The organism is Pseudomonas sp. MM213 (genome assembly GCF_020423045.1).
GTDB classification, from domain to species: domain Bacteria; phylum Pseudomonadota; class Gammaproteobacteria; order Pseudomonadales; family Pseudomonadaceae; genus Aquipseudomonas; species Aquipseudomonas migulae.
In genome coordinates this window covers 3,148,363-3,163,322 of sequence record NZ_CP081943.1, presented here as the reverse complement: position 1 = coordinate 3,163,322, position 14,960 = coordinate 3,148,363, and the positions used below count along the sequence as shown (strand labels likewise).

The following is a 14,960-nucleotide window of genomic DNA, read 5'->3' as shown; positions in this document are numbered from 1 at the left end:
TGCAGATGCAGTGAGCGCGCATCAGCACTCGATAATGTTGACCGCCAAACCGCCACGGGCGGTTTCCTTGTATTTGCTTTTCATGTCGGCGCCGGTCTGGCGCATGGTGCGGATGACTTTGTCGAGGGAGACGAAGTGCTGACCGTCGCCACGCAGAGCCATACGCACGGCATTGATGGCTTTCACCGAGCCCATGGCGTTGCGCTCGATGCAAGGCACTTGCACCAGCCCGCCGATCGGGTCGCAGGTCAGGCCGAGGTTGTGTTCCATGCCGATTTCGGCGGCGTTTTCCACTTGCTGCACGGTGCCGCCAAGCACTTCGCACAACGCGCCGGCCGCCATCGAACAGGCCACGCCGACTTCACCCTGACAGCCGACTTCAGCGCCGGAGATCGAGGCGTTTTCTTTATAGAGAATGCCGATGGCGGCAGCCGTCAGCAGGAAACGTACGACGCCGTCTTCGTTGGCGCCGGGGATGAAGCGCATGTAGTAGTGCAAAACTGCCGGGACGATGCCCGCTGCACCGTTGGTAGGCGCGGTGACCACGCGCCCGCCATTGGCATTTTCTTCGTTGACCGCCAGGGCGTACAGGTTGACCCAGTCCAGCACCGACAACGGATCGCGCAGCGACGATTCGGGGTTCTTGCACAGTTGCCGATGCAGCGCTGCCGCCCGCCGCTTGACCTTCAAACCGCCGGGCAGGATGCCTTCGTTGCGGCAACCGGCGTCGACGCAATCCTGCATCACTTGCCAGATTTTCAGCAGGCCGGCGCGGGTTTCCGCTTCCGGGCGCCAGGCGCTTTCGTTGGTCAGCATCACCTGGCTGATGGACAGACCGTAGGTGGTGCAATGAGTGAGCAGGTCCTTGGCGCTTTTGAACGGGAAGGTCAGGGGAGTGGCGTCTTCGACGATGCGGTCGGCGCCGGCGGCGTCTTCATCGACGACGAAACCGCCGCCGACCGAGTAGTACTCGCGGCTGCGGATCTGCAGGCCCGCCGCGTCGAACGCGCGAAAGATCATGCCGTTGGGGTGATAGGCCAGCGGTTTGCGGATCATCGCCAGGTGTTCTTTCTCGTTGAACGCAATGCTGTGTTCGCCGAGCAGGTTCAAGCGACCGTTGCCACGAATGTCTTGCAGACGGGCGGCGACGGTTTCGGTGTTAACGGTGTCCGGGTGTTCACCTTCCAGTCCGAGCAGCACAGCCTTGTCGCTGCCGTGGCCCTTGCCGGTGGCGCCGAGCGAGCCGTAGAGCTCAACTTTGACGCAGGTGGTGGCGGCCAGCAGCCCTTCACGGCGCAAACCTTCGACGAAACGCGCAGCAGCGCGCATCGGGCCGACGGTATGGGAGCTGGAGGGGCCGATGCCAATCTTGAACAGGTCGAACACGCTTAACGACATGGTTGTTCTCCGGTTTCTTGTTATGAGGAGCACCGCGACCCCGTAGGAGCGAGGCTTGCCCGCGAAGCTTTTGGCGACCTTGATGGCCTCTTCGCGGGCAAGCCTCGCTCCTACGGGGTTTTGTGGCGTCCTAGTGGGGCGAGAGAGTCCGCCCCCTATAGATCAAGCGTAGCTTTCGATCGACGGGCAAGCGCAAACCAGGTTGCGATCACCGAAGACGTTGTCGACGCGACCGACCGGCGGCCAGTATTTGCCTTCGATCAACGACGCGACCGGGTACACCGCTTGCTCACGGCTGTACGGATGGGACCACTCGCCGACCAGTTCCGCTGCAGTGTGCGGGGCGTTTTTCAGCGGGTTGTCGTCCTTGTCCAGAGTGCCGTTTTCCACTGCGCGGATTTCTTCGCGGATGCGGATCATGGCGTCGCAGAAGCGGTCCAGTTCTTCCTTGGATTCGCTTTCGGTCGGCTCGATCATCAGCGTGCCGGCGACCGGGAACGACATGGTCGGGGCGTGGAAGCCGAAGTCGATCAGGCGCTTGGCAACGTCATCGACGCTGATGCCGCTGCTGTCTTTCAACGGACGCAAGTCGAGGATGCATTCGTGCGCAACCAGGCCGTTGCTGCCGGTGTACAGCACTGGATAGTGCTCTTCGAGGCGACGGGAGATGTAGTTGGCATTGAGGATCGCCAACTGCGATGCACGCTTGAGACCCGCGCCACCCATCATGCGAATGTACATCCAGGTGATCGGCAGAATGCTCGCGCTGCCGAACGGTGCTGCGCAGACCGCGCCTTCCTTGCGATCCATCTGGGCGTGGCCCGGCAGGAACGGGGTCAGGTGCGATTTCACGCCGATCGGGCCGACGCCCGGGCCGCCACCACCGTGAGGAATGCAGAAGGTTTTGTGCAGGTTCAGGTGGGACACGTCGCCGCCGAACTTGCCCGGCGCGCAGAGGCCGACCATCGCGTTCATGTTGGCGCCGTCGATGTACACCTGGCCGCCGTTGTCATGAATGATGCCGCAGATTTCGCGGATGCCTTCTTCGAACACGCCGTGGGTCGACGGGTAAGTGATCATCAGCGCAGCGAGGTGTTCGCGGTGCTCGATGGCCTTGGCGCGCAGGTCTTCGATGTCGACGTTGCCACGGGCGTCGCAGGCGGTCACGACCACGCGCATGCCAGCCATGTTGGCGGTAGCCGGGTTGGTGCCGTGGGCGGACGACGGGATCAGGCAGATGTCGCGACGGTCTTCGCCACGGCTCTGGTGGTAAGCACGAATGGCCAGCAGACCGGCGTATTCACCTTGGGAGCCGGCGTTCGGTTGCAGCGAGATCGAGTCGTAACCGGTGGCGGCGCAGAGCATCGCTTCCAGTTCGTCGGTCAGTTGCTGGTAGCCGGCGCTTTGCTCGGCTGGGGCGAACGGGTGCAGGGCACCGAACTCAGCCCAGGTCACCGGGATCATTTCGCTGGCGGCGTTGAGTTTCATGGTGCACGAACCCAGCGGGATCATGGTGCGATCCAGGGCCAGGTCCTTGTCGGCGAGCTTGCGCAGGTAGCGCATCAGCTCGGTTTCCGAGTGATAACGGTTGAACACCGGGTGGCTGAGGATCGGCGATTGGCGAACCAGCGCAGCCGGGATGGTGCTTTGCACGGAAGCGGCGAGGGCGGCGAAGTCTGGCAGCGCCTTACCGTCGGCAAACAAGGCCCACAGGGTTTCGACGTCAGCTTGCGAAGTGGTTTCGTCGAGGGACAGGCCCAGACGCTCGCCATCGACTACGCGCAGGTTGATCTGCTGCGCACGCGCCTTGTCATGCAGTTTGGCGGTGTTGGCGCCGGTGTTCAGGGTCAGGGTGTCGAAGAAGCTGGCTTGCTCGACGGTCAGGCCCAGTGCGCTCAAGCCCTTGGCGAGGATCGCGGTCAGGTGATGAATGCGGTTGGCAATCTGCGTCAGGCCTTTCGGGCCGTGATACACGGCGTACATGCTGGCGATGTTGGCCAGCAGAACCTGCGCGGTGCAGATGTTGCTGGTGGCCTTCTCGCGGCGGATATGTTGCTCGCGGGTCTGCATGGCCAGGCGCAGGGCCGGCTTGCCGAAACGGTCCACGGAGACACCGACCAGACGGCCCGGCATGTCGCGCTTGAACGCATCTTTGGTAGAGAAGTAAGCCGCGTGCGGGCCACCGAAGCCCAGCGGCACGCCGAAGCGTTGTGCGCTGCCGATGGCGACGTCGGCACCGAACTCGCCCGGCGGGGTCAGCACGGTCAGGGCCAGCAGGTCGGCAGCGACGGCAACCAGTGCGTTGGCAGCGTGGAAACGCTCGGTCAGTGCACGGTAGTCGAAGACGTCACCGTTGCTGGCCGGGTATTGCAGCAGGGCGCCGAAGAACGGCGTCACGTCAGTCAGTTCAAGCTCGTCGCCGACAACCACGTCGATGCCCAATGGCTCGGCACGGGTGCGCAGCACGTCGAGGGTTTGCGGGTGGCAATGCACAGAGGCGAAGAACGCGTGGCTGCCTTTGTTCTTGCTCAGGCGCTTGCAGAAGGTCATGGCTTCGGCGGCGGCAGTGGCTTCGTCGAGCAGCGAGGCGTTGGCGATCGGCAAACCGGTCAGGTCGCTGATCAGGGTCTGGAAGTTCAACAGCGCTTCGAGACGGCCCTGGGAGATTTCTGGCTGGTACGGGGTGTAGGCGGTGTACCAGGCCGGGTTTTCCAGCAGGTTGCGCAGGATCGGCGACGGTGTGTGGGTGCCGTAGTAGCCCTGGCCGATGTAAGTCTTGAACAGCTGGTTCTTGGCCGCGATGCCTTTGATCAACGCCAGGGCGTCGGCTTCGCTCAGGCCGTCTTCGAGGCCGAGCACGCTGGTGCCTTTGATGCTGTCCGGAATGACGCTGGCGCTCAGGGCTTCCAGCGAGTCGAAACCGAGGCTGTTGAGCATCGCTTGCTCATCGCCGGAACGCGGGCCGATGTGGCGCGCGATGAATTCGTTGGCAGTGCTCAGATTGATTTGAGTCATGTGCGTGCTCCTCAGGCTTCGGCGTTGGCTTTGATCAGACGGTCGTAGGCGTCCTGATCCAGCAGTTTGGCGACAGCCGAGGCGTCAGTTGGCTGGAAGCGGAAGAACCAGCCTTCGCCCAGCGGATCTTCGTTGACCAGTTCCGGGCTGCTGTCCAGCGCCGGGTTCACTTCCAGCACTTCACCGTCGAGTGGCATGTACACGCCGCTGGCGGCTTTTACCGATTCCACGGTGGCGGCTTCTGCGCCTTTGTCGTAGGACTGCAGCTCAGGCAGTTGTACGAAAACCACGTCGCCCAAAGCGTTCTGCGCGAAAGCGGTGATGCCGACGGTGACAGAGCCATCAGCTTCGGTACGCAGCCATTCGTGATCTTCAGTAAAACGCAACTCGCTCATGGAAACTCCTAAGGGGGCCAGACTCGTCTGGTGGACGCGATTGAATGCTTGGGCGTAAGCCCTGATTTATGAGTGGTTACTAAGCAATTTCGCGGCCAGTTTGATTTTATTGTTATAAATCAATTGGTTAGAGAGTTGTTGCGGGCGTGGCTGTTTGACCGCTGTAGCGAAATCGCTACAGTCGAGTGCGAACAAAAAAGTATAGGTGGATCAAAGCCTTGTGCAGCGGTGATCCGAAGCGGGTGTATCGATATCGTTCCGCTGTAGCGCTTTCAGTACAGATGGAGGTCGTTTTCAGACGCTATTCCCGAGGATGCACACCGACCTGTAGGAGCCGGCTTGCTGGCGATGGCGTCTTCAGCATCGCCATCGCCAGCAAGCCGGCTCCTACAGGTCGAGGTTTATCGAAAGAATCCGTTCGAACCAACAGCTATTACGGCTTGTTGGGGATGCCGTACTTGCGCAACCGATGGGCAATTGCGGTGTGGGAGGTTTGCAGGCGGCTGGCCAGTTGCCGCGTCGAGGGGTAGCTGACGTAGAGTTTTTCCAGCAGGGTCTTTTCGAACTCTTCCATCGCCTGCTCCAGGCTGTCGACTTCTGTGTCGCTCTGGCGCGCCACGGAGGTGCCGGCGATGTCGAGGTCGCCGATGTCCACCAGGCTGCTTTCGCAAATCGCCGCGGCGCGAAAGATCACGTTCTGCAATTGCCGCACGTTGCCCGGCCAGCGGTTGCCCAGCAACGCCGGGTAAGTGCCCGGTGCCAGGCGACACACCGGTCGCTGAATCTGCGCGCAGGCCTGCTGCATGAAATAGCGCGCCAGCAGCAGAATGTCCTGGCCGCGTTCGCGCAGTGGCGGGACTTCGACGTTGAGCACGTTGAGGCGATAGAACAGGTCTTCGCGGAACGAGCCCTCGCTGACCATTTTTTCCAGGTCGCGGTGCGTGGCGCTGAGGATCCGCACGTTGACCTTCACTTCACGATCACCGCCCACCCGACGGAAACTGCCGTCGTTAAGGAAGCGCAGCAGTTTCGCCTGCAAGTACGGCGACATCTCGCCGATCTCATCGAGAAACACCGTGCCCTGGTTGGCCAATTCCATCAGCCCCGGTTTGCCGCCCCGTTGTGCACCGGTGAAGGCGCCGGGGGCGTAGCCGAACAGTTCGCTTTCGGCGAGGTTCTCTGGCAATGCCGCGCAGTTCAGTGCCAGGAACGGTGAACTGTGCCGCGCGCTGATGGCGTGACAGGCCCGGGCGACGAGTTCTTTGCCGGTGCCGGTTTCGCCCTGGATCAACAGCGGCGCATCGAGGGCTGCAACCCGCTGCGCGCGGGCCTTGAGCGTACGAATCGCCGGGGATTCGCCGAGCAGCGCATCGAACCCTTCGGCATGGTCGTGGTGCAGCGCCGAGAGGCGTTCGCCGATGCGGTTCGGTTGATACAGCGTCAGCAGGGCGCCGGCGTCGGTGATCGGCGTGGCGTCCAGCAACAAAGTCTGGCCGTTGACGGTGATCTCCCGCAGCGGCAGGCGAAAGCCGTGTTCCAGCAGGGCGTCGAGCAATGCGGGATCGGCAAACAGGTCAGCGACACTTTCACCGGCCGGTTCGCGACCGTACAAGGCAATCAATGCCGGGTTGGCCAGCAGCACCTTGCCGGCGCTGTCCAGGGCCAGTACCGGGTCGGTCATGGCCGCGAGCAGCGCATCGAGTTGCAAGTGCCGACGTTGGCCGGGAAGGATGTCGACCACCGTCATCGCTTGCACGCCGCGCACGCTGAGCAAGGCGTCGTGCAGCTCTTCGAGCACGTCCGGGCTCAGGGTCGGGGCGTCGATGTAGACGTTGGGCGGAACCATTTCCACCGCATCCAGATTGAGATTGCGCCCACCGAGCAGGGCCAGGACTTCCTGGGTGATGCCGACGCGGTCGATGAAGCTGACGTGGATACGCATGGGGCGGTTTTTTTATCTGACGTGCGGAGGGTGGCAAGTATGCCTTGGAGGAGGGGTTCAGGTGAAATCCGCTGATGCGCACGCCACCTGTAGGAGCCGGCTTGCTGGCGATGGCATCTCTGCGGTCTGTCAGATACACCGAGGTGATGCCATCGCCAGCAAGCCGGCTCCTACAGGTTTTGTGAGGGGTTATTCGAAGTGTTCGATGTTCACCGGGTCGCCGGATTTCATATCCAACTGCTTCCTGATGTCTTCGAACATCAGATCGTAATGCTTGTGGACCGAGCCGATCTGGCTGTGGGTCTTCGGAATCCCGTACTTCTCGGCGATTTTCGTTACGTTGTTGGCGAAGTTGTAGGCTTCCTCCTTACGCAGAAAGAAGGGCTCCTTCACGTCCTTTCCTTGAATACTGCCATGCAGGGTGAACTGAATCCCTTTCTCCCCCTTGGGATTCTTGCTGACTTCATAGTCGAGGTGCACGTTGTAGCTGACATCGTCCGGTGTCAGTGCATGGCGCTCAATGTGCAGGTGACCGGGCTCGAACTGTGCCATTGACGGTTCTCCTTATAAATAAGTAATGCCAGGTTTTGCCGTGCTGATGCGGGTGCCGGCCGTGCCCTGGACGATCGCCTCGATGTCCGAGAGTGAACCGATCACCGCGACTTTTCCAGTATGGCGCGCGAACTCGCAGGCTGCCTGAACCTTGGGTCCCATGGAGCCGGCGGCGAAGCCGAGTTTTTCCATTTCGTCCGGGTGCGCCTGGCCGATGGCCTTTTGCGTGGGTTTACCGTAGTCGATGAAGGCCGCGCTGACGTCGGTGGCAATCACCAGCAAATCGCTGTCCAGCTGTTCGGCCAGCAACGCCGAGCACAGGTCTTTGTCGATCACCGCTTCCACGCCTTGCAGCTTGCCGTGGGCGCCGTACATGGTCGGAATGCCGCCACCGCCGGCGCAAATCACGATGCTGCCTTTTTCCAGCAGCCACTTGATGGGGCGGATTTCGAAGATGCGTTTCGGTCTCGGGCTGGCCACCACGCGGCGGAATTTGTCGCCGTCCGGGGCAATCGCCCAGCCTTTTTCGGCGGCGAGTTTTTCTGCTTCGGCCTTGGCATACACCGGGCCGATGGGTTTGGTCGGGTTCTGGAAGGCCGGGTCGTTGGCGTCGACTTCGACCTGGGTCAGGAGCGTGGCGAAGGGCACTTCGAAGTCCAGCAGGTTGCCCAGTTCCTGTTCGATGATGTAGCCGATCATGCCTTCGGTTTCGGCGCCGAGCACGTCCAGCGGGTAAGGCGACACCGAGGTGTAGGCCGCCGCCTGCAACGACAGCAGGCCGACCTGCGGGCCGTTGCCGTGGGCGATGACCAGTTCGTTGCCGGCATGGATCTTGGCGATCTGTTCGGTGGCGATCCGGATGTTGGCGCGTTGGTTGTCCGCGGTCATGGGTTCACCACGGCGGAGCAGGGCGTTACCGCCCAGAGCAACGACGATACGCATGATTCAGTCCTTCTAAACAAAGAAATGGCGAGCGACCCGGAGCGGACCCTTGTAGGAGCCGGCTTGCTGGCGATGGCATCTGCTCGGTCTGTCAGATGCACCGCGGTGATGCCATCGCCAGCAAGCCGGCTCCTACAGGAGGCCGGGTCAGCCGTTACAGGTCAGCCAGGGTCGACACCAGGATCGCCTTGATCGTGTGCATGCGGTTTTCCGCTTGCTCGAAGGCGATGCACGCTGGCGACTCGAACACGTCATCGGTGACCTCGATGCCGTTGGACAGGTGCGGATACTGCTCGGCAATCTGTTTGCCGACCTTGGTGTCGCTGTTATGGAACGCCGGCAGACAGTGCATGAACTTGGTGCGCGGGTTGCCGGTGGCTTTCATCAGTTCCGCGTTGACCTGGTAGGGCAACAGTTGCTGGATGCGTTCAGCCCAGGCTTCGACCGGCTCGCCCATCGACACCCAAACGTCGGTGTGGATGAAGTCCACGCCCTTGACCGCCGCTTTCGGGTCTTCGGTCAAGGTGATGCGGGCGCCGCTTTCTTCCGCGTATTTCTTGCAGCGCGAGACCAGATCATCAAGGGGCCACAGGGCTTTTGGCGCGCAGATGCGCACGTCCATGCCCAGCTTGGCGCCGATCAGCAGCAGCGAGTTGCCCATGTTGTTGCGCGCGTCGCCCAGGTAGGCGTAGCTGATTTCGTGGATCGGCTTGTCCGCGTGTTCACGCATGGTCAGCACGTCGGCGATCATTTGCGTCGGGTGGTACTCGTCGGTCAGCCCGTTGAACACCGGCACGCCGGCGAACTTGGCCAGTTCCTCGACGATTTCCTGCTTGAAGCCACGGTATTCGATAGCGTCGTACATGCGCCCCAGTACTCGGGCGGTGTCCTTCATGCTTTCCTTGTGGCCGATTTGCGAGGAATTCGGGTCGATGTAGGTGACGTTGGCGCCCTGATCATAGGCCGCGACTTCGAAGGCGCAACGGGTGCGGGTCGAGGTTTTTTCGAAGATCAGCGCGATGTTGTTGCCTTTGAGGTGTTGTTGCTCGGTGCCGGTGTACTTCGCGCGTTTGAGGTCACGGGACAGGTCGAGCAGGTAACGCAGCTCACGGGGCGTGTGGTGCTCCAGGCTGAGCAGGTTACGGTTGTGGATGTTGAACGCCATGATGATTCTCCTTGAGTTCGGTAATCGGCCCGGCCGCTACCGGGTCAGTGCGGCCGGGGGGATGGTCGTTTAGTAGTCGATAGGGTCGCGGATGATCGGGCAGGTCATGCAGTGGCCGCCGCCACGGCCGCGCCCCAGTTCACCGGCGCTGATGGTGATGACTTCCACACCGGCCTTGCGCAGCAGGGTGTTGGTGTAGGTGTTGCGGTCATAACCAATGACCACGCCGGGTTCCACGGCCACCACGTTGTTGCCGTCGTCCCACTGCTCGCGTTCGGCGGCGAAGCTGTTGCCGCCGGTTTCCACCACGCGCAACGCTTTGAGGTTCAATGCCTTGGCCACCACGTCGAGGAAGTTGCCTTCTTCGCGACGGATGTCGATGCCCCCTTGTTTGCCTTCATCCGGACGCAGGGTGAAGCCGACGATCTGGTTCACCACTTCCGGGAAAATCGTCACCAGGTCGCGGTCGCAGAAGCTGAACACGGTGTCCAGGTGCATGGCCGCACGGGACTTCGGCAGGCCGGCGACGATGACTTTTTCCACGGCCTTGTTCTTGAACAGGTTCAGGGCCAACAAGCCGATGGCCTGACGGGATGAGCGTTCGCCCATGCCGATCAACACCACGCCGTTGCCGATCGGCATGACGTCGCCGCCTTCAAGGGTGGAACTGCCGTGTTCCTGGTCCGGATCGCCGTACCAGATTTCGAAGTCGGCGTTGGTGAACTGCGGGTGGAATTTGTAGATGGCGGTGGTCAGCAAGGTTTCCTGACGGCGCGCCGGCCAGTACATCGGGTTCAGCGTCACGCCGCCGTAGATCCAGCACGTGGTGTCGCGGGTGAACTGGGTGTTGGGCAGCGGCGGCAGAATGAAGCTGGAGTGGCCGAGGAAATCGCGGAACATCTGGATGGTCTTGCCGCCGAAACTGTCCGGCAGGTCATCGGCGGAGACGCCGCCGATCAGGAATTCAGCGATCTTGCGCGGCTCCAGGCTGCGCAGCCATGACTTCGTTTCATCGATCAACCCCAAACCGACCGAATTGGCGGTGACCTTGCGTTCCAGAATCCAGTCGAGGGCTTCAGGAATCGCGACGATGTCGGTCAGCAGGTTGTGCATTTCCAGCACGTCGACCCCGCGTTCACGCATCTTGGTGACGAAATCGAAATGGTCACGCTTGGCCTGGGCGACCCACAGCACATCATCGAAAAGCAGTTCGTCGCAGTTGTTCGGGGTCAGCCGCTGGTGGGCCAGGCCGGGGGAGCAAACCATGACTTTGCGCAGTTTGCCGGCTTCGGAATGTACGCCGTACTTAACTTTTTCCGTGGTCATTACAGTGATCCTCCAGATGACAAAACAATCGGGTATTACAGAGTCAGGAAGCCGTCATACAGCCCGTAAGCTGCCACCAGGGCGCCCACGATGACGGCTGCAAAAATCAGCTTCTCGACGTTGGTGAAAATCGGTTTGCCGAGTTCTCGCTTGGCCTTGGCGAACAGGATGACCCCGGGCGCATAGAGCAGGGCAGACAACAGCAAGTATTTGGTGCCCCCTGCGTAGACCAGCCAGACCGCGTAGATCACCGCGATGGCACCGATGAGCAAATCCTTCGAGCGTTCGCCCGAGTCGTTTTCATAACTCTCGCCGCGCACCGCCAGCAGCAGTGCATAAGCCGCGGACCACAGATACGGCACCAGAATCATTGAAGTGGCGAGGTAGATCAGCGACAGGTAAGTACTGGCGGAAAACAACGTGATGATCAGGAACAGCTGCACCATCGCGTTGGTCAGCCACAAGGCATTGACCGGCACATGGTTGGCGTTCTCCTTGCGCAGGAATTCCGGCATGGTGTGGTCCTTGGCGGCGGCGAACATGATCTCCGCACACAACAGCACCCATGACAGCAACGCACCGAGCAGGGAAATGATCAGGCCGACGCTGATCAGCACCGCGCCCCAGTGACCGACCACGTGCTCCAGCACCGCGGCCATCGACGGGTTCTGCAGTTTTGCCAGTTCCGGTTGGGTCATGATGCCCAGCGACAGCACGTTCACCAGCACCAGGAACAACAGCACGGTGATGAAGCCGATCACGGTGGCTTTACCGACGTCGCTGCGCTTTTCCGCCCGCGCCGAGAAGATGCTCGCGCCTTCGATGCCGATGAACACCCAGACGGTGACCAGCATCATTTTGCGCACCTGGTTCATCACGCTGCCCAGGTCGGGGTTTTTCACGCCCCAGATGTCAGCGGTGAAGATGTCGAGCTTGAAGGCGAAGATCGCGATCAGCACAAACAGCAGCAGCGGCACGACCTTGGCGACGGTGGTCACCAGGTTGATGAACGCCGCTTCCTTGATCCCGCGCAGCACGAGGAAGTGCACGCCCCAGAGCAGCAGCGACGCACCAATCACAGCGGCAACGGTGTTGCCTTCGCCGAAGATCGGGAAGAAGTAGCCGAGGGTGCTGAACAGCAGGACGAAGTAACCGACGTTACCGAGCCAGGCACTGATCCAGTAACCCCACGCGGAGGAGAAACCCATGTAGTCGCCGAATCCGGCCTTGGCGTAGGCGTAGACCCCGCCGTCCAAGTCAGGTTTGCGATTGGCGAGTGTCTGGAACACGAAGGCGAGTGTCAGCATGCCTACGGCAGTGATGGCCCAACCGATCAGCACCGCGCCGACGTCGGCACTGGCGGCCATGTTCTGGGGCAAAGAAAAGATCCCGCCACCGATCATAGAGCCGACAACCAACGCAACAAGTGCACCGAGTTTCAGTTTTCCGGGGGATTCAGACATTGCATGACTCCAATGCAGGAGAAGAGAGACAACAGAGTAGTTCTGTTAGCAATTCAGTCAGCTGACTTAGATCAGTGCATGGCTACATTCCATTGTTAATGAAAGACTTATGAACCTTTTCCGGGCATAACGGTATTTCCGGAAAAGCCCGGTCCAGAGGCCTCGACTCATACAAAAGGAATAACTCCAATTGCTTGGAACTTTTACGCTAGTTCGTTTTCTGCGTTCCGCAAATTTTTGACGCCGGTTTCAGGTATGGAATCGATTAATTAAGATTGACCCACAAATTCGCTCTTTGCCAAGACGCTAATAGAATCATCCGCTATAAATAACGGACATGACTTGGCGTTTTCTAATAAACGTTATTACGCTGTACCTATTTAGTTAAAACCAACCATGTGACGGTTTCCCGGCCGTGGTCATTCCCCGGTCACATCGGGAAAAATGGAGACGCAGGCATGTCGCAACCGACGCAAAAACTTCGCCTGAGCGCACTGATCGCGCTGGTGGTTGGATCGATGATTGGCGGCGGGATCTTTTCCTTGCCGCAGAACATGGCCGCCCGTGCCGATGCCGGCGCGATATTGATCGGTTGGGCCATCACCGCCGTCGGAATGCTGACGCTGGCCTTTGTGTTCCAGACGCTGGCCAATCGCAAACCCGAGCTGGATTCCGGGGTGTACGCCTACGCGAAGGCAGGGTTCGGCGACTACATGGGGTTCTCGTCCGCGTGGGGGTACTGGATCAGCGCCTGGCTGGGCAACGTCGGTTACTTCGTTCTGCTGTTCAGCACCCTCGGTTACTTCTTTCCGGTGTTTGGCCAGGGCAACACGCCCATCGCCATCGGTTGCGCCTCGGTCCTGCTGTGGGCCGTGCATTTTCTGGTGCTGCGCGGGATCAAGGAGGCGACGTTCATCAATCAGTTGACCACCGTGGCCAAGATCGTGCCGCTGATCATGTTCATCGTCATCGCCGCCGTGGCGTTCAAGGCTGACATCTTTACCCGTGACATCTGGGGCCGCAGCAACCCGAATTTCGGCGGCGTGATGGATCAGGTGCGCAACATGATGCTGGTCACCGTGTTTGTGTTCATCGGCATCGAGGGCGCCAGTGTGTATTCGGCGCGGGCGGAAAAACGTTCGGATGTCGGCCGGGCGACGGTCATCGGTTTTATTGGCGTGCTGGCGCTGTTGGTGCTGGTGAATGTGTTGTCGCTGGGGATCATGAGCCAGCCGGAACTGGCCAACCTGCAGAACCCGTCACTGGCGGCGGTGCTGGAACACATCGTCGGGCCCTGGGGCGCGTTGTTGATCAGCATTGGCCTGGCGATTTCGCTGCTCGGCGCGTTGCTCTCCTGGGCGCTGCTTTGCGCCGAAATCCTCTTTGCCACGGCCAAGGACAAGACCATGCCGGCCTTCCTGAAAAAGGAAAACGCCAACCATGTGCCGGTCAATGCGCTGTGGCTGACCAACGTGATGATCCAGCTTTTCCTGCTGATCACACTGTTTTCCTCTGGGACTTACACCAGCCTGATCTACCTCGCGTCGTCGATGATTCTGGTGCCGTATCTGTGGTCGGCAGCGTATGCGGTGTTGCTGAGCGGGCGCGGCGAAACGTACGAGCACGCGTCGGCGGAACGCACCAAGGACTTGCTGATCGGCGGCATCGCGCTGAGTTATGCGGTGTGGCTGTTGTACGCCGGTGGGGTCAAGTATTTGCTGCTGTCGGCGTTGTTGTATGCGCCGGGGGTGATTCTGTTCGCCAAGGCCAAACGTGAGCAGGGTGAGCCGCTGTTTACAGCGATCGAGAAAGGGATATTTACCGCGGTCATCAGCGGCGCCGGGTTGGCGGCGTACGGTTTGTACAGCGGATTTCTGTCGTTGTGAGGTTGCGGCTGGCCTATCAGCCGCCCTATGACTGGCCGGCGATGCTGGGCTTCTTGTCGGCGCGGGCCGTGGCGGGTATGGAAACGGTGGTGGATGGCGTGTATTCGCGCAGCATCGGCCTGGACGGCGCTCACGGCACGTTTTCGATAAGGCCGGTGGCGGGCGATGCGCTGGAAGTGACGCTGGATTTTCCTGACCCGGCGGCGGTGCCGGAGATCGTTGCGCGGTTGCGACGGATGTTTGATCTGGATGCGGATTTAGCGGCGATTCATCGGTCGCTGAAGGCTGACCCGTTGATGGCGCGGCTGATTGCCGAGCGGCCGGGATTGCGGGTTCCGGGGACGTGGGACGGTCTGGAACTGGCGATTCGTGCGGTGTTGGGGCAGCAGATCAGCGTGGTTGCGGCGATCAGGTTGGCGGGGAAACTGGTGGTGCAATATGGGCCGCCTTTGGCGTCGGTTTTGCCCGGTATCACGCAGGTGTTCCCGGCGGCTGGCGTATTGGCGCAGGCGGATCTGGCGGCGCTGGGCATGCCGAAAAGCCGGGGCCGGACGTTGTCGGGTGTGGCCCAGGCGTTGCTTGATGATCCGTTGTTGTTTGAACCGGGGCGTGAGGGTGGTGTGGCTCGGTTGCTGGCGTTGCACGGGATTGGCGACTGGACGGCGCAGTACATTGCCTTGCGACAATTGCGCGAGATGGATGCGTTTCCGAATGGGGATGTGGGGTTGATCAATGCGTTGTCGGCGCTTGAGGGGGAGCGGGTGACGGCTCGGGAGTTGTTGGCGCGGGCCGAGGGTTGGCGACCTTGTAGAGGGTATGCGGCGCAGCTTTTGTGGACATCACTGAGTCGGGCGGACTGAGCTGATCCGGGATTTT

General features: G+C 60.8%; 11 protein-coding genes. 2 read left to right on the top strand and 9 right to left on the bottom strand.

What is annotated here, in order from left to right; all coding sequences use genetic code 11:
• Positions 1–21: 21 nt before the first annotated feature.
• The 9 genes from K5R88_RS14365 to arcD (K5R88_RS14325) all read right to left on the bottom strand — a co-directional run bounded on the left by K5R88_RS14365 (position 22) and on the right by arcD (K5R88_RS14325) (position 12,198).
• Positions 22–1,398 (bottom strand): L-serine ammonia-lyase, encoded by a 1,377-nt coding sequence (locus K5R88_RS14365; protein ID WP_008038656.1) that lies wholly within the window; start codon positions 1,396–1,398, stop codon positions 22–24.
• 162 nt (positions 1,399–1,560) lie between these two features.
• Positions 1,561–4,413, bottom strand: coding sequence for an aminomethyl-transferring glycine dehydrogenase (gcvP, locus tag K5R88_RS14360; protein WP_226300160.1), 2,853 nt, complete (start codon positions 4,411–4,413; stop codon positions 1,561–1,563).
• 11 nt (positions 4,414–4,424) lie between these two features.
• Positions 4,425–4,808 (bottom strand): glycine cleavage system protein GcvH, encoded by a 384-nt coding sequence (gene gcvH / locus K5R88_RS14355; protein WP_008027813.1) that lies wholly within the window; start codon positions 4,806–4,808, stop codon positions 4,425–4,427.
• Positions 4,809–5,241: 433 nt separating this feature from the next.
• Positions 5,242–6,750 carry a sigma-54-dependent transcriptional regulator gene (locus tag K5R88_RS14350; protein WP_008027814.1) on the bottom strand — a complete coding sequence of 503 codons (1,509 nt, stop codon included), beginning with the start codon at positions 6,748–6,750 and terminating at the stop codon, positions 5,242–5,244.
• A gap of 189 nt (positions 6,751–6,939) precedes the next feature.
• Positions 6,940–7,302 carry a DUF5064 family protein gene (locus tag K5R88_RS14345; protein WP_008027817.1) on the bottom strand — a complete coding sequence of 121 codons (363 nt, stop codon included), beginning with the start codon at positions 7,300–7,302 and terminating at the stop codon, positions 6,940–6,942.
• Positions 7,303–7,314: 12 nt separating this feature from the next.
• The gene (gene arcC, locus K5R88_RS14340; protein WP_008027818.1) at positions 7,315–8,244 is read right to left on the bottom strand and encodes a carbamate kinase; all 930 of its coding nucleotides are present in this window, start codon (positions 8,242–8,244) and stop codon (positions 7,315–7,317) included.
• Between the two features lie 154 nt (positions 8,245–8,398).
• The gene (locus tag K5R88_RS14335; protein WP_008027820.1) at positions 8,399–9,409 is read right to left on the bottom strand and encodes an ornithine carbamoyltransferase; all 1,011 of its coding nucleotides are present in this window, start codon (positions 9,407–9,409) and stop codon (positions 8,399–8,401) included.
• Between the two features lie 69 nt (positions 9,410–9,478).
• A complete protein-coding gene (arcA, locus tag K5R88_RS14330) occupies positions 9,479–10,735 on the bottom strand; it encodes an arginine deiminase (RefSeq protein ID WP_008027822.1) in 1,257 nt (418 codons plus the stop codon).
• A gap of 35 nt (positions 10,736–10,770) precedes the next feature.
• Positions 10,771–12,198, bottom strand: coding sequence for an arginine-ornithine antiporter (arcD, locus tag K5R88_RS14325; RefSeq protein ID WP_008038651.1), 1,428 nt, complete (start codon positions 12,196–12,198; stop codon positions 10,771–10,773).
• Positions 12,199–12,656: 458 nt separating this feature from the next.
• Here arcD (K5R88_RS14325) and arcD (K5R88_RS14320) point away from each other — a divergent pair, with 458 nt between their 5' ends.
• Positions 12,657–14,084, top strand: a complete 1,428-nt coding sequence (gene arcD, locus K5R88_RS14320) for an arginine-ornithine antiporter (protein WP_226300159.1) — start codon at positions 12,657–12,659, stop codon at positions 14,082–14,084.
• Positions 14,081–14,944, top strand: coding sequence for a DNA-3-methyladenine glycosylase family protein (locus tag K5R88_RS14315; RefSeq protein ID WP_223481861.1), 864 nt, complete (start codon positions 14,081–14,083; stop codon positions 14,942–14,944). Before arcD (K5R88_RS14320) ends, K5R88_RS14315 begins: the two co-directional genes overlap by 4 nt.
• Positions 14,945–14,960: the final 16 nt, after the last annotated feature.